Origin of the sequence: Priestia megaterium (assembly GCF_046599315.1) — a bacterium.
Taxonomy (GTDB): domain Bacteria; phylum Bacillota; class Bacilli; order Bacillales; family Bacillaceae_H; genus Priestia; species Priestia megaterium_F.
On sequence record NZ_JBKIKC010000001.1, the window covers coordinates 639,617 to 656,521 of the forward strand.

A 16,905-nucleotide genomic window follows, 5' to 3' on the forward strand; every position below is an offset into this window, starting at 1 on the left:
CTCACTCAACTCCGCTAAAAATTCGAACATACGTAATGGATACTAGTGGAATAGTTACATCCGTTGGCTCACCATATGAGCTTGATGTACGTACAATAGCCGCTGCGTCCGTAACAGCGAGCAGTGTTCCATTAATAACGTCAATAGCTGTGATAATTTGCACAAATGAACCAACATTTTCTCGTAATGCATCTTGAAACATACTTTTCTCTCCTTTCGTTTAAGCGCTTTGAATAGTAACAATGCTTGTAAATGGAAGTAATACCGTTGACGTCGGAGACTCTACTAATTCTAAATAGTTATCCCCAACAAACGTCACAACGCCTTCAAGCGGACCAGCCGTTGTTTCAATCACAACTTCTTGTCCGATATACTGCTCGGCAATTTCTTTAAAAGGTGATTCTTGAGATTCTTTAATAATACTGATCACATATTCTCTAAACGTATCGGAATAAACAACGTCTTCTACTGCTTTTTTTGTGTTTTCCTGAATAAATTCAGCAAATCTATTTGAAAACAACAGGTGTCTTATCTTTTCTACATAGCGACGGTAACAACAAAAAAACATAAATTTTGTTCCTCCTTTTTATATTGCTATCCCTTCAAATTACCTACAACAATTGACGTAACCTAAGAGATTACTCTATCAATATATACAAGCTCTACCATAAAGGTGACAGAACTTTTATCGTATTTCCATACAAATACGCTCATGACTAGCCCTTTTTGTATAGGGTTATCCCCTACCGCCTCCTACCTACTGAAACCAAAACAAAAAAGACAAAGCCCTTAGACTTTGCCTTTTTTTATCTATTTAATTATAGTCAGTTGGCTGTAATACGCTTTGCTCCAATATAGCGCTCTTTCCAATAGCTTGAATTTTTATCACTAATTGTAACTCCTTTAGAAGACGATGCGTTAATAAACTTTCCATCTCCAAGATAAATGCCTGCATGAGAAGGACCTTCTTTATACGTTTCAAAGAAAACAAGATCTCCTACTTGGGGTTCACTTACATTTTCACCTGCTTTATAGATATCTTCAACCGTTCTTGGAATATCGATGCCTACGCTTTCTTTATATACATACTGAAGATATCCGCTGCAGTCAAATCCTGAAGGTGTAGTACCGCCCCATTTGTACGGCGTGCCCATTAAAGATTTTGCTTTGGTAATTACTTTATCTGTATTCACTTCTGATTCGCCTTCTACAACGCCGTCTTTACCTAATGCATTGTATGTATTTTCCCCAACTACTCCGTCTGCTTCTAAGTTATGTTTTTCTTGAAAAGCCATGACCGCTTTTTTTGTTTCATAATTAAAATATCGCGATACTTCGCCTTTTAAAAATCCTTTATCTTTTAACACTGTTTTAACTTGTTCTACATCATCATTTGTCATCCCTTGTTTTAAAACCGTGTCGCCAAACGCAGCATGTCCCATTGCCGGACCTGCAAATAAAGCTCCTCCTATAAGAAGCGCCGATAGCATTTTTTTCATTTCGTTTCCTCCCCGAATCATGTTTTAAGCACCATACAACCATACCATCTGTGGATAACAATTCAATTAATAGAAGATAACAATTTGATAACAATCTTTTTAAACAGCCTCAACTCTTGGATATAAAACGCCGAAATATAAGAAGAAAAGAAAAACAACTATTCTAGCAAATAAAGGTGATAAACATGAATTGGTTTAAACGAAACAAAGTGAACGCCGAAGCCGCGGCTGTCGAATCCATCACTGTAAAGCTGCATGTATCGGATCCGATGATAAAAAAACAGATTAACATGATTTCTTTAACAGCAGATGATCTCAAACGGATTGCCAGATTTCAAGTTCACGCGCTGAACGCCATTGAAGAGATTGTGAATGATTTTTACAAAGCTATTGGCGAACAGGCTCATTTGGTTGCGATTATCGAAAAGCACAGCAGCGTTCATGCATTAAAACAAACGTTAAAACAGCACATCTTAGAAATGTTTGATGGACAAATAGACGACGCTTTTGTGGCAAAACGTCAAAAAATTTCCAAGATGCACGTTAGAATTGGACTTGAGCCAAACTGGTATTTATGCGCATTTCAAAATTTATTTACGTCACTGCTTTCAGTCTGTGAACATACGATAGAGTCAAAAGAAGAATGCCTGGCTTTTATTGCAAGTATGACAAAGCTTATTAGTCTAGAACAGCAAATAGTGTTAAAAGCCTATGAGCTTGAATATGACGAGCAGCGCGCTGGACTTCAAATTCAAAAAGAGCAAATTCAGCTAGAAATCTCTCGCACCTCATCTGTCCTTTCTTCGTTATCTGAAGAAACGAAGAAATTTATGGATCAAATGCGCAAGCAGTCTTCTGATGTCGTTTCCTATGCAAACAAAAGCTCTGAACTAGCAGAAGTTATTGAGGCAGAGTCCGTTACTAGTCAAGCAAAATTAAGGGAAGAACAAAACATGCTTGGAAGCATACAAAAAAACACGTCACTCATTCAAAACAAAATGAAAACGCTCGAACATACATCACAGCAAATTCATCAAATTGTTTCAATTGTCACTTCTATTGCTGAACAAACAAATTTATTAGCATTAAACGCTTCGATTGAATCGGCTCGGGCGGGTGAGCATGGAAAAGGATTTGCAGTGGTGGCGCAAGAAGTACGGAAGCTTGCGGAAGAAACGAAGAAATCTATTTCTAATATTTCAACTTTTATCGGAGACATTCAAAAACAAATCGAAAGCGTTTCAGCTTTAGGTGGCGAAGTTGCTACATTAACAAAAGATACGGCTGGTAATATGAACAATATTACTTCTTTTTTCACGAACGTCCTTAGCATGACAACGGAGAACAAACAACAAACCGTTCTAACCAAAAAAGAACTTGAAAAAATAGCGGACGTAATGAAGCAGCTATCTCTACGTATTGAGAAGATGGCACATTCCTCGGAAGAACTTGAACGATTAACCGAAAAAAGTTGATATGCAAAAAGCCTTCTCAGCTTGCACAAGAAGGCTTTTTTTATTTTTTCAAGCTAGCGGGTTCTTGAGAAGAACGTTCGATAAACTGGACAAAATCCTCTCCGTATATGCTTCGAATCAGAGCCGTTAGTTCGACGAAGTCAGGCAGCTCTCCGTAAACATCTCTCAGCGGCATCGCTCCTTGAAACAAAGGGTTTTCAAGGGGGTTATAATCCTCGATCGTTTTTAAGAACATCTTTTTTCCTTCTTCTGTGAGCTGTACGTATGTATTCCGCTTATCTCTTTCATTTTTAGAAAGGGTAAGATAGCCCCGCAAGTGCAATTTTTTGGCAAAGTTAAAAGCTGTGGACAAGTGCATAACACCTAGCTTTGAAATGTCGGTCATCGACGCAATTTCCAGCTGATAAACAATCCCCAAAATGTGATGTTCATTAATGCTCAAATTGTACGGCTTAACCCACTGTTCCCAATCCTTTTCAGTAGACTTCCAAAGAGCTTTGCTTACTTGCATTACAAGCTGATTAAACAACATGGCATCTTTAATGGTATCTTGATTTAACGTGCGTTTCACTTCTTCACTTCCTCTCTAGAAATGCAACCGTTCACATCGTTTTTTCTAAGACTTTATAAACAAAAATAATGAAAATATATACAAAACATTATACATGATTGCTTATATATTTCAACTTTTTTTGCATAAAAATAAATTTTTTCGTTTCTTTATGTAAAAAAACAGGCATGAACATTCAGCGTTCATGCCTGTTTTTTAATGAATATATCGTTCACCGACTAGGAGGTTGGAAATAACGTCTGTCGGAATTTCAAACTCAATGTTCCCCATGTAACCTGGAGCAACTTCGTATTTATCAAATACAATTCTCAGCTTGTGATTCCTTGTAATGTAGAAGCTTTGATTTTCATCAATCTCTTTAAAAGGGGTCATATCTTCTTCAGTCAGCCAGTAAATTTTGCCTTCTTCATGCTTCATTTGCTCTTTCATTTGCTCTTTAATATTTTCACTAATAACTTTTATATAGCTTTTATCCTTAAACAGACTTGGAAGCGTAACGAGCACTTCCTGTTTTTTATCAATCGTGTCGTAGTGATTCACACTTGACGTTGAAGCTCTCGATTCTTCCACATATCGGTGCACAACAAGCAAATCATCAGTATTCGTCATGATATCATAGCCGCTGCTAACAGCCACGTTTCCTTTCTCTCCTTTTTGCAATGTTTTCATCTCTTTTTTAAACTGTTCATACAGCTGCTCGTTTTCTTTTACATACTTTTCATTCAAACTTGTTTGAAGACCTTTGTTTTGCAAACCTGAAATCGATGGCGTCTTTACATCAATACGAGAATGCTTTTCCTCTTGCTTCAGTTCATCAAACGTGATTACTTCTACTACTTTTCCAAGTACAGGAATTTTTGCCATTGCATTTGCGGCACCTGGACTTACATTCACCGTTGTGATAAAAATTACCGCTGCTGCCGCAATCGTGCTTGGCCAAATATAGGATTTCTTTTTACGAGGATGTGAAGCAATTGCCTGTTCGACCACATCATCTAATTCTTGCGGAATAGGAATGTCACGGTACTGCTTCTTTAACTTTTCTATTTTTTCATTCATTGTTCTAAGTCCTCCTCCGTCATCGTAATCCGCAACAGGTTCAACGCTCTGTAGAGTCTTGTCTTGACCGTATTTACATTTTCTTCAACAATCTCTGCAATTTCGTCCATTTTTAAGTCTTCAAAAAATCGTAGAATAATAATGGTCTTATATTTAACAGGCAGCCGATCCATTGCTTTTTTCAAATCGATATTTTCATACTGATCTTCACGTCCACTGCTCAGGTACTCAAGCGCTTCTTCGTCCATAAGCGTTAAGCGTTTATGCTTACGAAGGAAATCGAGTGCTGTTCGTACGACAATTTTATAAAACCAGCTTTTAATCGATTGAATATCTTTGATACTGTCCATTGAAATGAGTGCTTTTTTTATCGATTCTTGCACAATATCAAGCGCATCTTCTTGATTTTTCACATAGCTAAAAGCAAGCCTGTAAAAATCCGCTTTATGCTCGGTTATGCACGCTACGAGCATCTGATGTGCATCATGTTTTTTCATCGTCTTTTATACTCCTTCTATTTTCTCTTGCTGAAGTAAGTCTATAAGGTAGACGGAATAAGTAGAAAAATAGTTTGTTTTTTAAAAAAAAGTAAAACTAAATGATGCTCTCATGCGTCTATTAGGTAGATATATACAAAAAGGGGAATATTACTAAATGAAAACCATGGGCTACAAACGTATTTTGACACTGCTTGGATGCTGCATTTTGCTTCTTGGTGCAGCAGGGTATATTGTCAAAGCAAACAGTACAGAGAAAAAAACAGCAAGTATTCAAACAGATCAAACCTATCCTAACGTTGAAATTCAAACGCTAGTTAAGGATCTTACCTACGGAGGCTATGCAATCAGCTACCCTTCCTTTGGCAAAAAAGAAGTTGATCAATCCATTCAAGCTTATGTAACAGATGAAGTGGCGCACTATGAAAAAAAGCTGCAGAAGCAGTCAAAGGACAAAAAATCTGAATTAACCATTACATATAAAATCGTCCATTACAGCAAGCAAACGCTAAGCGTTGTCTTTGATGAATATGAATCTGTAAATGGAGAGAAAGGAACGTCTTCTCTTAAAACCTTTACATTTGACCTGCCTGCTCAAAAGCAAGTGGCGCTAAAGGATTTATTTAAAGGAGATGCCAACTATTTAGATCGCCTTTCGGCTATTTCATACGCTGAATTAAAAAAACAACTGAAAACAGCTGATTTTGACCCGAACCTTCAAAAAGGAACTCAGTCAACTGATCAAAATTTCAGTCATTTTGCATTGCTTGAAAACAGTATTGTAATCTACTTTAAACCTTATCAGTTAGGAGCTGAACAAACAAAACCTAAAACAATCGCTATTCAAAAAGATTTATTTAAAGACGTAATGAACGATGTTTACAAAGACGAAGCGGCAAATAAAAATAAAGTTAAAGAAACGCCTCCAAAACATATTGTTAACGAAATACCGCAGCAAGGAGCACCTATTGATCCAACTAAAAAAGTCGTTGCAATGACCTTTGATGACGGACCTAACCCTTCATCTACCAATGTGATTTTAGACGGATTAAAAGAAGTAAACGGACACGCTACCTTTTTTGTATTAGGAAGCCGCGTTCAATATTATCCTGAAACAATCGAACGTATGATCAAGGAAGGCAGCGAAGTCGGCAATCACTCTTGGGATCACCCCCAGCTCACTCGTTTGAATGAAGCACAGGTCAAACACCAAATTGGTGATACTCAGGCGCTTATTAAACAAGTCAGCGGGTATGAACCACTGCATGTACGCCCTCCATACGGAGCTGTGAATGCAAATGTAAGACGTTATATCGGAAATGTTGGTGTGACTCTATGGGATATCGATCCCGAAGATTGGAAATATAGAAACGTTCCTCACTCCGTTCAAGCAGTTATGAGTCAGGTCGGAGACGGGAAAGTTATTTTAATGCATGATATCTACCAAACAAGCGCCGAAGCAGCCGTTGAAATTATGAAGAAACTCCATGCACAAGGGTATCAGCTTGTTACGATTTCACAGCTAGAACAAGTAAAACAAGAGCGAGAACAGCTGCATTTACAGTAGCCGACAGCTAGTATAATGTATCTCTAGTAGAAACTATTCTTATAGTCTCTGCCGGATAGAAAGCGAATGCGCTGCAAACATCATAATGGTTGCAGCGCTTTTGTTTTTCACGCGTTGCTTAATAAATGCTATAAAAAGCAGCGTAAGCGGAATCACTACGTGAAAAGGGATAAAGAGTAATACCGGCATAATCGTTAGCCTTTCTTTTAAAAACTCTTGAACATTTACTTGCAATTATAAAGAACACGTCTAGCCGCTCTAGCTATTACTTCAAACCCTTTGTGCACCTTATAAATAATCAAATCAACAGCATAGCATTCACCACAAATAAAGTGCTGTCGTTTGTTCCGTTGATGACGATGCTTCTGTACTCTTTTTATTTTCTTTGCTTTTTTTATTTTTAAATAAAGAAGGCACGATTAAAAACACCTTTCTTCTCTTTTTTTAGCTTTTTCCAAATAAATGATTTGTATGCAATTTTTAATAGCACAAACAAAGCACAAGACAAAAAACCAACAGGAACTATCGGTAGAATATCTTTTTAAGAAAAGAACACGGAGAGTAAAACATATGAAAATCATTTGGATATCAGTTTTGCTTTTAGGGTGCTTAATCGGGTTTTCTATCGGTGTGTATATGATGCAAGGGTTTAGTTTTTCCATGGCTTTGCAAAATGGCTACAGTTCATTTCGTGTGATGGAGTTCGCTGAATTATTTGTACTTTTCTCCCTTTTATTCTGTTTTGTAGCTGAAGTATTTTATCGCTCATTTAAAGTAGAAAAGCACAACAGCGCTAAAGATAAAACAACGTAAAAAACACATATTTCTCCTTTTTACCACCTATTCTCCTTTCCATTTAAATGTTATAATTTTCATAATTGGAATAACTTTTACACGTCTTTCTACATGGAAAGCTGTACGCTTAAACTACAAAATAAACATTGACTTTGAACTAAAAGGTGAAGAAATGATGAAAAAAAAATTAGCCGTTATTAGTACAGCTTGCTTACTTATTCTTGCAAGTGATCCCATTCCTTCTTATGCTACTCCTGATTCCTCTCCGGACGCTTTGGATCAGCCAACAGACGTGGATACAAATGAAGATGTAAAAGCTATTTTTGACTCTCTCTACCAAGAAGGCTATTCGCTTGGAGAAGAAGATGGATACGGAGAGAAAAAATTTGAACAGTTTGATCAAACGACAGGACTGGACAAATCTTCTGAAGAATTCACGTGGTTTATGATGGGATATACGGTAGGGTATAAAAAAGGACAGCAGCAAAAAGAGGAAGAACTCAAGACGGAACAAGAAAATGAAATGTCCGCTGGTGAAGCGGAAGGGTATCAGCAAGGCGTGCTTGATTACAAACACGCTACCATTCAATCAGATGTCGAATCCTTCCCTTCTAAGTCACCCGATTGGAATAAAGGTTATGTTCAAGGCTACCAAAAAGCTATTTCTTTAATGGACTTATCCGTTAAAGCAAAAAAAGAAGGCTATCAGCAAGGCCTTGAAAATGATTCAATGAGTGTTCCGAGCATGTATGATGAGGAGGATGTCACACGTCAGGCTTTTACAGAAGGCTTTGAAACTGGCCAAGCCGAAGTGCTGGACCAGCAAAAAAAGCAGTTTGAAAAGCAAGGCTACGTTCAAGGCTATCACGATCTTTCACTTGAAGTGCCTCCAGAAGCAGAAGGCGAACTGCAAACAGCCTTTGAGCAAGGATACGAAAAAGGGCAAAAACAAAAGCAAAAAGATATAAAAGCCCAGGGGTACGACTCAGCTTTTACCTATCAGACCTATAGAGCGCCAAAAAGTCTTCAGGACAAGCCCCAACTAGAAAAATGGTACAAAGCAGGCTTTTATTCAAATAAAGATGTGAAACCTTTACAGCAAAAAGCTTATAAAGACGGCTGGAAACTTGGAAAAGAAATGAACGTTCCGAAAAAATACAAGCAACATAAAGCTGCGGTGGCGATGTACAAAAAATATTTTGAACAAGGCCAAAAAAAGCAGGATAAAACGGTGAGTCATATTCTGCTCGGCAGCGGTATTGTCCTTACATTGGTTGCTCTTGTCACCCTATGGAAGCTGCTCCGCCGCCGTAAAAACGAAGATGCCACGTTAGACAGTTAAATATAAGTATATAAAAACCCGGAAAATCGTAGTTTTCCGGGTTTTTATGTTAAATAATCATTCGTTTATTTTCCGCGAGCTGAACTTCTTGCTCCTGTTTTGCCTGATTTTGTTTTCGAATTTTCAAATAATAATAAATATAGCAGCCTATAAAGAAAATACCTCCGCAGTATAACGCCATTCGCTGCTCGGGATCAAACGCAAGACTGATCATGACGATACAGTTTGTAATCAGAGCTACGATCGGAAGAACCGGATAAAGAGGTGTTCTGAATTTTAAGTCTTCTACTTTTCCGCCTTTCGCTACGTAAGTGCGTCTAAATGCAAGCAGTGAAGCTGTAATCGCAATCCAGCCAATTTGAGCGCCGAGTCCAGCCAGTGAAATCAGCCATACGAAAACGGTTTTAGCTGCCACTACGCTTGAAAGCAGAGAAAAACATGAAATCACAAGCGTAATTAACAACGCATTAAACGGAACTCCTCTTTTGTTTACTTTTCCAAGCGCAGGACTTGCCATTCCTTCTCGTGAAAGAGAATAAAGCATACGTGTAGCTGCATAAAATCCAGAGTTTGCTACTGAAAGAAGAGCTGTTAAAATAATAAAGTTCATAATATCCGCCGCATACGGAACTCCTACACTATCTAACACAACAACAAACGGGCTTTCTACAACGCCTGCTTTTTCACGAGGAATCATGCTTGCTAGGACAAACACGGATAAGACGAAAAAGAAAAGCGTACGCCAAACCGTTTGTTTGATTGCTTTTGGGATGGTTTTTTCAGGATTTTCACTTTCTCCTGCTGCAATTCCAATTAATTCTGTTCCTTGAAACGAAAAGTTCACCGTAATCATTGTAATCAGCAAAGCTGTTACGCCATTTGGAAATAGCCCTTCGGCAAAGAAATTTGATAAAAACGGTGCTTCCTGCCCGCTTTTCATATCAATGAGTCCAAACATTGCCGCTCCGCCTACAACGATAAACATAATGATGGCGAAAATTTTAACGCTTGAAAACCAAAATTCTGTTTCACCGAATGCTTTGGCTGAAAGTGCATTTAACGAAAAGATTAATAGCCCGAAAATTGCGCACCATAACCAAACGGGCGAGTCTGGAAACCATCTTTGCATTAACTGTCCGGCTGCTAAAAATTCAAGCGCAACCGTTACTGCCCAGCCTAGCCAGTATAGCCATCCAATCGCAAAACCAGTTGCGGGGCCGATAAATTTAGTGGCGTACGTTTGAAACGATCCTGCAACTGGCATGGCAACGGATAGTTCTCCAAGACACAGCATCGTTAAATACATGATAAGCCCTCCTACCAAGTAGGAAATCATTGCTCCCATCGGGCCTGCTTCATTGATGGTATAACCTGATCCAAGGAAAAAACCGGTACCAATACATCCTCCTAGTGATATCATAAAAAGATGCCTTGTTTTCATCGTTCTTTTTAATTCTCCTGGCTGTCCCTGTGGAATATTCATCCCATTTCCTCCCTTTGCTGCAAAAAATGAAATCGCTTTCATTTTTTTAGGTTTATTATGTTTTTATAGCTGCTTACTAGGTAGCCTGTCATGACATAACCTTTTCATTTCATGGCTCAACTCAATGGACGTCGGATTATTTGCAAACGGCGCCAGCCCCATAGCGAGGGTGACAGCCGTTTAGTCCTGTCCTGCATGACCGTTTCTTGAATTATACTATACTTTCTCTACACGATACCTATAAGTAGCTCTTTTTTATAAAAGCTTATCTCCAAACAATGAGCTCATTAGAGCAACCGCTACTTCTGCTGTTTTATTGTGCTGATCTAAAATGGGATTCACTTCTACAAACTCAGCGGATGTCACCATGTCTGCTTCCGCTAACATTTCCATTGCTAAATGACTTTCTCGGTAGCTGATGCCGCCTTTTACTGGTGTACCTACTCCCGGTGCATCATCTGGATCTAAGCCATCTAAATCTAGTGACAAATGCACGCCGTCTGTACCGCTTAAATAATCAATCGTTTCTTTCATCACCTGGGTCATGCCTAAGCGATCAATTTCATGCATTGTATACACTTTAATTCCTTTTTCTTTAATTAACTCTTTTTCCCCATCATCTAATGAGCGTGCACCGATAATAACTAGATTTTCAGGTTTAATTTTTGGCGTATAACCTCCAATATTTAAAAGCACGGGATGTCCAATACCAAGGCTCACAGCTAACGGCATGCCGTGAATGTTGCCTGATGGAGATGTTTCAGCGGTGTTTAAATCACCATGAGCATCATACCAAACAACGCCTAAATTTTCTGAACCTTTCGCGACTCCTGCAAGCGTTCCAATCGCAATACTGTGGTCTCCACCTAGTATTAACGGAAAGCGGTCTTGCGCTCGCACTTCTTCAACTTTTGCAGCAAGCTGTTCATTGCCACTCGCTACGGCCGCTAAGTTTTTCAAATTTGTATTTTTATCTACGTCTGCTCGCTCTTTAATTTCTACTTTAATATCACCTTCATCGTGTACGGTATAGCCAAGAGCTTCTAATCGTGTATTCATGCCCGCATAGCGTATCGCACTAGGCCCCATGTCTACACCCCTTCTTGTTTGTCCATAATCCATTGGTACACCGATAACTGAAATTTCTTTTTTCATCTTCTATACCTCCGTTGCATTTTATTCTGTGTGAAGTAAACATAGGCGTTTATTTAACTATGTATTTTTTTCATTCATACAGCCCCTCATCTATTTCTTATGCAAAAATGATGCCAACTTTGTTTAAAGCATTCTATCAGTCTTTTTATCACGTGTTTTCTTACACACGCAAAAAAAGTTGTCGATTTCTGCAACTTTTTGGAAAACTGTGCAAATTTTTTTGTCTTTTGGCTTAAAATCGCCAATTTTATTTGCTTCCATAAAAAAAAGTCAAAGGGGATTACCCCTTTGACTTTTTTTAATTTGTAATAATGTCTCCATCTTCATCATCACCGGTATCACCTTCACCAGGATCTTTTTCTAATGAGACCACTTTCTTTTCATCATCCCATTTCACTTTGTAGCCAAGTGATTTTGCTACTTTGATAACCGATAAATAGGAATGAGGATTTGGCTTATACAGCTTTAAGCCACTCGAATCAATGACGCCTAAGCCTAACAGGAGACGGTCGGACTGAACATAAGGCTTTCCATCGATCAGCTTCACTTGCTTATCTGTAAATGGATACACCGCGCTGTTGACTTCAACGGTGAACTCTCCTTTTTTCTCTTCTTTAATTGGTTTTGACTGTTTAGACACATATTTAATCGCGTCTACTCCTAACACTGTGCCTTGGCGCGTATTATCCGCTCCTCCGTACATTTTCCCCGTCTCATAGTCATAGATAACAGCTTGGACGTTTCCAATATGCTGAGGCGTTTCTTCAAACGCATTTCCTTTAGCCATCATTTCAAGGATCGTATCTTGGCTAAAGCCGGGTTCCCATCTTACGGTTGGATAGCCGCCTGAATAAATGCGAGGTGTTAAAATTGCTTTTTGAATCGGCATCTTATGGTCAATGACATTCATAATCGTTTCTGCTACAGACGCAATAATGGTCGGACCTCCCGGTGAACCAATTGCCATGAACGGCTTTCCGTCTTTTAACAGCATCGTCGGAGACATGCTGCTTCGAGGACGTTTTTTAGGCTCAACCTGGTTCACGCCTCCCGGGCGGCATCAAAATCTGTCATTTCATTGTTGAGCATAAATCCGTAGTCAGGAACCATAATTCCTGAGCCAAATACTTGTTCAATAGTAGTCGTGTAAGAAACCATGTTCCCCCATTTGTCCACGACAGAGAAATGAGTCGTTTGGCCAATTGGATTTTCTTCCGTTACAGTTGCTTTATTTGGATTTTCTTTTCCTTCATACTTCCAAGGATCTCCTTCTTTAACATTAGGCGTTGCTTTATTTGGATTTATTAATTTGCGACGTTCTTTAATATAATCTTCATCTAATAGCCCTTTTTTCGGCACTTCATAAAAGTCTTCATCCGCCATATATGCCGCACGGTCAGCGAAAGCTAAGTGCATAGCTTCCGTTAAATGCTGCAAATACTGAGGCGTATTGGAACCCATTTTTTCTACATCATAGCCTTCCATTAACTTTAAAATCTGCTGCACAGTTAATCCACCGGAGCTAGGAGGAGCCGCACTAACCACATCATAGCCTCGGTAAGTTGTTTTTACCGGCTCGCGTTCTTTTACAACATAATTTTTTAAATCATCCATGGTCATGCTTCCATCGCGTTTTTGAACTTCTTTAACAAGCGCTTCTCCAATTTCTCCTTTATAAAGAGCGTCTGAACCTTCTTTTTGAATAAGCTTTAATGTTTTAGCAAGATCAGCCTGAACAAGCTTATCTCCTTCTTTTAACGGTTTGCCATTCGGTACAAATACGTCACCGGCCGTTTGGTATCTTTCAAGCTTGTCCACATTTTCATCAATGTACTGAGCCATTGACCAATTTACTTTAATTCCTTGTTCCGCTTGAGTAATAGCTGGTTTAATAACATCTGATAAGTCCATTGTTCCATAATCTTCAAGTGCTGTTTCTACTCCTTTTAACGTGCCAGGAACTCCAACTGCTTTTCCTGTTATGTGCCGCTTACTAAAAGGGATTACTTTTCCTTTTGAATCTAAAAACAGCTTAGGTGTAACACCAGCCGGCGCCATTTCACGGCTGTCTAGCATCGTGATTTTATCTTTCTTTTTTTCATAAATCATCATAAAGCCACCGCCACCGATACCAGACATCATCGGTTCTACAACGTTTAGAGATAGTTGAATGGCAGCTGCCGCATCTACAGCGTTTCCGCCTTCAGCTAAAACTTTCCTTCCCGCTTCAGCAGCCAGCGGGTGAGATGCCGCTACAATCCCTTGTGTAGCACCCCGTTTCATTGAATGGTCGACACCCGGAACTTCAGCAGCAGCTGGTGTGACAACTAAACATACACTAAATAATGCAATAACCAACATCTTTATAACCTTCATCTGGGTCTCCTCCTTCAAATACATTATTTCACATCGCCTGAGACGATGGATTTCCCTAAGAATAAATTAGTTTATTATGATATTTTTTACATATATGTATAAATAAAAAGCAAAGTAAATCATACCTTTGCTTTTTTAGTTAGTCGCATTTTTAACTTTTATCTCTATCTATTTACAATTATCTATATTTTCTAACAATTTATCCATAGGCTGATAGTTTCTTACTATTTTTGGAACTATGTAGACTGAACGCTCTAATAATGTAAAAAATCTAGCAGTTAAGAAGCCATTTGACTTACATTCACTTATAAAAATATCTATAAATATTCTTATTGTTATATAAAAAGAAATCCTTTATGAAAATCAGCATACGTTTCCTGAAAATAAAAAATAAAACAGGACTTTTGATTCATTGTCCTGTTTGCAGCATGTTTTCGACTTTTTTAATGTCCACATGAGTATGATTAATTTCTCGGGCATAAGCGATCTGTTCTTTCGCTTTTTTAATTTCTTTTAATTGAATATATGTTTTGGCGAGTTCGAGCAACAGCATAATCCCTTCAAAACCAAGATCTTGCGCTCGCTGCAAATAAGACAGCGATTTTTCGTAATTCCCTCCAAACATAAACGGAGTTTCCCGGTATTTTACTCCTCGAACGAAGTGCGCCAAGCTTGAAGATGGATTTAATATTAGTGCCTGATGAAGAGCACGATCCATTTCTAAGTTTAATACCATTTTTTCGAAAATAATTGATTCTTCGATTTGCTTTGCTAAACAAACCGCTAAGTAACAGTACAAATCAGATGCTTCAGGTTTTTTCTTCATTTCTTGTTGAATTTCGCGTTTGATCTCTTTCCACTTACCCTCTTCCAGCTGATTCATGACGTATTCTGCATGTATTCCTACCACTTTGCCCTCCTTTTCTTCTTTATCATAAAGGATTTCTACGCAAATGAAAAAAGTAAGCGTTGGGCATGCTTCTCATAAGCTATTTACCGTTTAAAAAATGGGCAAATTTCTCAGTCACTTAACTCAATTAGTTCATAAGATTAAGATATAGTGACTTTTATTAAAGGAGGTTACCCATATGGGCGCAAAAGGCGATTTTGGTTTTTCATTTATCGTTGTTTTATTTATTCTATTAGTAATCGTAGGGTGCTCTTGCTACTACTGATTTCTAAAGGGGATGAACATTATTCATCCTCTATTTTCAAAAAAAGAAACCATGCTTTCGCATGGCTACATACCGATTAGATGAATGAGTAGAGGACCTCATTGTTCGGCAATATTGAAGAAATTTTGGTTTTTTACTTCCGCCTAGTATTCCCTTCTTCAAGGAGGCTATGCGTAAATAAATAGTTAACGTTTAAAAACGAAAGCCAGACGCACCTACAATAACAAATAACACGACGATTAACGCAAAATTTTGTTTTCCCACGTATCATCCCTCACTTCTTGTTATCTGCTTTTATTGTATGCAACAGCTTGGCAAAATGTTTAGGACAGCCGTGCAGATTTTTTATGAGAAAAACCTTCAAAATTCGCTAAAAAAGTGAATCATATTTATGTTTCTTTCGTTATATATAATAAGAGATTTTTCACTATAAAAAAGGGGGTCCTTTGATGCGCCGACATTCCAAATTGCCCAGTATTCTTGTTTTCACCTTCTTTTTACTCATTGCGACCATTTTATGCCTGACATCTTTCATGTCCTGACTCCATGAATAACATAAAAAAAATCGTCTCCTTGGAGGCGATTTTTTCTACCCTAGCATAATATCTTCATTTGGATATCGTACAGCTTCTCGCTTCTGCTTTGATAATGAAAAAGCAAGCGTTAATGGCCCCACTTTTCCTAAAAACATAATAAAGATAATGATTACGCGTCCAAAGTATGAAAGTTCAGGAGTCGCTCCCATTGATAAGCCTACTGTCCCAAACGCTGAAACAACTTCAAACATAATTTTTACAAACGGCAGGTTTTCCGAAATATTTAACAGAAAAATGGCTCCAAACACAAACATAATCGAAATCATCGTGATGGCTAACGCCTTAAATACGTGAAGCGGAAGAAGCCTTCTCTTCAGTAAAACAATATCTTCCCTGCTTCGTAAAAATGCCCATACAGAAAAGATAATCACCACAAACGTCGTGAGTTTGATACCGCCTCCTGTTGAAGCACTTCCTGCCCCAATAAACATTAATAAGACCATTAAAAAGACAGTTGCGTCATGCAGGTGTGCTAAATCAATCGTATTAAATCCAGCGGTTCTTGTCGTTACCGCTTGAAAATAAGACGCCCATACTTTGTCTCCTAATGATAAATTTCCGAGCGTATGTGAATTGCCGTACTCTAAGAAAAAAATAAAAAGCATGGCAATTACATTAATCGCAAACGTGCTGATAATCATAATTTTTGAATGCAGCGTTAGCTTTTTATACGATTTTTTGATCCACATATCAGCAAGGACGGTAAATCCTAACCCGCCAATAATGAACAGAAAAGAAATCGTTATGTTAATAATAGGATCACCTACATACTGAACTAAGTTATCAGACAATAGCCCAAACCCTGCGTTATTAAAAGCCGAAACCGAATGAAACAAGCTAAAGAACAGTCCCTTAGACCATCCAAACTCTGGAACCCAGCGTATCGCTAAAAAGATAAGTGCAATAAACTCAATTAAAAATGAAAAGATAAACAGTCTTTTAACTAGCAGCACAACTCCACCGACGCTCGTCTGATTTAATGCCTGCTGAACGAGCATTCTCTCTTTAAATCCAATTTTTTTACCTAGCATTATAAAAATCAGCACGGCAAATGACATAATACCAAGACCGCCTATTTGAATTAACAGCATAATAATCGTTTGACCAATGATAGTAAAACGAGTGCCCGTATCTACGACGGCTAAGCCGGTTACTGTCATAGCAGAAGTAGACGTAAAAAGAGCGTCTACCCACCGGATTGGCTCAGTAGTAGAAAAAGGCAGCATCAGCAAAAGAGCACCAATAATAATTCCTCCGCCAAAAATAGAGACAAGCAGCTGCGGAGGGGTGAGTTTAATGATTTGTTTTTTCATGA

General features: G+C 38.3%; 16 protein-coding genes and 1 pseudogene. 5 read left to right on the forward strand and 12 right to left on the reverse strand.

From position 1 onward, the window contains the following. Position 1: 1 nt before the first annotated feature. The 3 genes from ACLHDF_RS03600 to ACLHDF_RS03610 form a co-directional block, all read right to left on the reverse strand. Positions 2 to 202: a hypothetical protein gene (locus ACLHDF_RS03600; protein WP_413917647.1), complete on the reverse strand. Its 201-nt coding sequence runs from the start codon at positions 200 to 202 to the stop codon at positions 2 to 4. An 18-nt stretch (positions 203 to 220) separates the two neighbouring features. Then, positions 221 to 568: a DUF2642 domain-containing protein gene (locus tag ACLHDF_RS03605; protein ID WP_413917648.1), complete on the reverse strand. Its 348-nt coding sequence runs from the start codon at positions 566 to 568 to the stop codon at positions 221 to 223. A gap of 256 nt (positions 569 to 824) precedes the next feature. Further along, complete coding sequence (locus ACLHDF_RS03610) at positions 825 to 1,499, reverse strand: NlpC/P60 family protein (RefSeq protein ID WP_413917649.1); 675 nt, start codon at positions 1,497 to 1,499, stop codon at positions 825 to 827. Positions 1,500 to 1,684: 185 nt separating this feature from the next. Here ACLHDF_RS03610 and ACLHDF_RS03615 point away from each other — a divergent pair, with 185 nt between their 5' ends. Next, positions 1,685 to 2,974, forward strand: a complete 1,290-nt coding sequence (locus tag ACLHDF_RS03615; protein ID WP_413917650.1) for a protoglobin domain-containing protein — start codon at positions 1,685 to 1,687, stop codon at positions 2,972 to 2,974. 40 nt (positions 2,975 to 3,014) lie between these two features. On the opposite strand, the gene ACLHDF_RS03620 is transcribed toward ACLHDF_RS03615, so the two are convergent. The 3 genes from ACLHDF_RS03620 to ACLHDF_RS03630 all read right to left on the reverse strand — a co-directional run bounded on the left by ACLHDF_RS03620 (position 3,015) and on the right by ACLHDF_RS03630 (position 5,101). Then, positions 3,015 to 3,545, reverse strand: a complete 531-nt coding sequence (locus tag ACLHDF_RS03620; RefSeq protein ID WP_413917651.1) for an HTH-type transcriptional regulator Hpr — start codon at positions 3,543 to 3,545, stop codon at positions 3,015 to 3,017. A 195-nt stretch (positions 3,546 to 3,740) separates the two neighbouring features. Beyond that, complete coding sequence (locus ACLHDF_RS03625; RefSeq protein ID WP_413917652.1) at positions 3,741 to 4,604, reverse strand: DUF3298 domain-containing protein; 864 nt, start codon at positions 4,602 to 4,604, stop codon at positions 3,741 to 3,743. After that, positions 4,601 to 5,101 (reverse strand): RNA polymerase sigma factor, encoded by a 501-nt coding sequence (locus ACLHDF_RS03630; protein ID WP_413917653.1) that lies wholly within the window; start codon positions 5,099 to 5,101, stop codon positions 4,601 to 4,603. The genes ACLHDF_RS03625 and ACLHDF_RS03630 overlap by 4 nt, the downstream gene beginning before the upstream one ends. Positions 5,102 to 5,258: 157 nt before the next feature. Here ACLHDF_RS03630 and ACLHDF_RS03635 point away from each other — a divergent pair, with 157 nt between their 5' ends. Further along, on the forward strand, positions 5,259 to 6,668 hold the full coding sequence (locus tag ACLHDF_RS03635; protein ID WP_413917654.1) for a polysaccharide deacetylase family protein: 1,410 nt from the start codon (positions 5,259 to 5,261) through the stop codon (positions 6,666 to 6,668). A 39-nt stretch (positions 6,669 to 6,707) separates the two neighbouring features. Here the strand turns inward: ACLHDF_RS03635 and ACLHDF_RS03640 are convergent, their stop codons facing one another. Then, positions 6,708 to 6,902, reverse strand: coding sequence for a hypothetical protein (locus ACLHDF_RS03640; protein WP_413917655.1), 195 nt, complete (start codon positions 6,900 to 6,902; stop codon positions 6,708 to 6,710). A gap of 336 nt (positions 6,903 to 7,238) precedes the next feature. On the opposite strand from ACLHDF_RS03640, the gene ACLHDF_RS03645 reads away from it, so the two are divergent. Further along, entirely contained in the window at positions 7,239 to 7,481 is a 243-nt protein-coding gene (locus ACLHDF_RS03645) for a hypothetical protein (protein ID WP_413917656.1), read from the forward strand. Positions 7,482 to 7,638: 157 nt separating this feature from the next. Next, positions 7,639 to 8,805: a hypothetical protein gene (locus ACLHDF_RS03650; RefSeq protein ID WP_413917657.1), complete on the forward strand. Its 1,167-nt coding sequence runs from the start codon at positions 7,639 to 7,641 to the stop codon at positions 8,803 to 8,805. Between the two features lie 49 nt (positions 8,806 to 8,854). Here the strand turns inward: ACLHDF_RS03650 and ACLHDF_RS03655 are convergent, their stop codons facing one another. The 4 genes and pseudogenes from ACLHDF_RS03655 to ACLHDF_RS03670 all read right to left on the reverse strand — a co-directional run bounded on the left by ACLHDF_RS03655 (position 8,855) and on the right by ACLHDF_RS03670 (position 14,729). Beyond that, positions 8,855 to 10,288 carry an amino acid permease gene (locus ACLHDF_RS03655; protein ID WP_413917658.1) on the reverse strand — a complete coding sequence of 478 codons (1,434 nt, stop codon included), beginning with the start codon at positions 10,286 to 10,288 and terminating at the stop codon, positions 8,855 to 8,857. 255 nt (positions 10,289 to 10,543) lie between these two features. Then, positions 10,544 to 11,443 carry an arginase gene (rocF, locus tag ACLHDF_RS03660; protein ID WP_413917659.1) on the reverse strand — a complete coding sequence of 300 codons (900 nt, stop codon included), beginning with the start codon at positions 11,441 to 11,443 and terminating at the stop codon, positions 10,544 to 10,546. Between the two features lie 298 nt (positions 11,444 to 11,741). Next, positions 11,742 to 13,819, reverse strand: a pseudogene (gene ggt, locus ACLHDF_RS03665) (gamma-glutamyltransferase). A 409-nt stretch (positions 13,820 to 14,228) separates the two neighbouring features. Beyond that, on the reverse strand, positions 14,229 to 14,729 hold the full coding sequence (locus ACLHDF_RS03670; RefSeq protein ID WP_413917660.1) for a tetratricopeptide repeat protein: 501 nt from the start codon (positions 14,727 to 14,729) through the stop codon (positions 14,229 to 14,231). 178 nt (positions 14,730 to 14,907) lie between these two features. Between ACLHDF_RS03670 and ACLHDF_RS03675 the strand changes: the two genes are divergently transcribed. Continuing rightward, positions 14,908 to 14,994, forward strand: coding sequence for a YjcZ family sporulation protein (locus tag ACLHDF_RS03675; protein WP_413918256.1), 87 nt, complete (start codon positions 14,908 to 14,910; stop codon positions 14,992 to 14,994). A gap of 589 nt (positions 14,995 to 15,583) precedes the next feature. Here the strand turns inward: ACLHDF_RS03675 and ACLHDF_RS03680 are convergent. After that, on the reverse strand, positions 15,584 to 16,903 hold the full coding sequence (locus ACLHDF_RS03680; protein ID WP_413917661.1) for a TrkH family potassium uptake protein: 1,320 nt from the start codon (positions 16,901 to 16,903) through the stop codon (positions 15,584 to 15,586). Between the last annotated feature and the right edge of the window lie 2 nt (positions 16,904 to 16,905).

What these genes read in the sequence shown, in the direction of transcription:
- ACLHDF_RS03600 (WP_413917647.1), bottom strand. Translation starts at nt 202, where the DNA reads ATGTTTCAAGATGCATTACGAGAAAATGTTGGTTCATTTGTGCAAATT.
- ACLHDF_RS03605 (WP_413917648.1), bottom strand. Translation starts at nt 568, where the DNA reads ATGTTTTTTTGTTGTTACCGTCGCTATGTAGAAAAGATAAGACACCTG.
- ACLHDF_RS03610 (WP_413917649.1), bottom strand. Translation starts at nt 1,499, where the DNA reads ATGAAAAAAATGCTATCGGCGCTTCTTATAGGAGGAGCTTTATTTGCA.
- ACLHDF_RS03615 (WP_413917650.1), top strand. Translation starts at nt 1,685, where the DNA reads ATGAATTGGTTTAAACGAAACAAAGTGAACGCCGAAGCCGCGGCTGTC.
- ACLHDF_RS03625 (WP_413917652.1), bottom strand. Translation starts at nt 4,604, where the DNA reads ATGAATGAAAAAATAGAAAAGTTAAAGAAGCAGTACCGTGACATTCCT.
- ACLHDF_RS03630 (WP_413917653.1), bottom strand. Translation starts at nt 5,101, where the DNA reads ATGAAAAAACATGATGCACATCAGATGCTCGTAGCGTGCATAACCGAG.
- ACLHDF_RS03635 (WP_413917654.1), top strand. Translation starts at nt 5,259, where the DNA reads ATGAAAACCATGGGCTACAAACGTATTTTGACACTGCTTGGATGCTGC.
- ACLHDF_RS03645 (WP_413917656.1), top strand. Translation starts at nt 7,239, where the DNA reads ATGAAAATCATTTGGATATCAGTTTTGCTTTTAGGGTGCTTAATCGGG.
- ACLHDF_RS03650 (WP_413917657.1), top strand. Translation starts at nt 7,639, where the DNA reads ATGAAAAAAAAATTAGCCGTTATTAGTACAGCTTGCTTACTTATTCTT.
- ACLHDF_RS03655 (WP_413917658.1), bottom strand. Translation starts at nt 10,288, where the DNA reads ATGAATATTCCACAGGGACAGCCAGGAGAATTAAAAAGAACGATGAAA.
- rocF (WP_413917659.1), bottom strand. Translation starts at nt 11,443, where the DNA reads ATGAAAAAAGAAATTTCAGTTATCGGTGTACCAATGGATTATGGACAA.
- ACLHDF_RS03675 (WP_413918256.1), top strand. Translation starts at nt 14,908, where the DNA reads ATGGGCGCAAAAGGCGATTTTGGTTTTTCATTTATCGTTGTTTTATTT.
- ACLHDF_RS03680 (WP_413917661.1), bottom strand. Translation starts at nt 16,903, where the DNA reads ATGAAAAAACAAATCATTAAACTCACCCCTCCGCAGCTGCTTGTCTCT.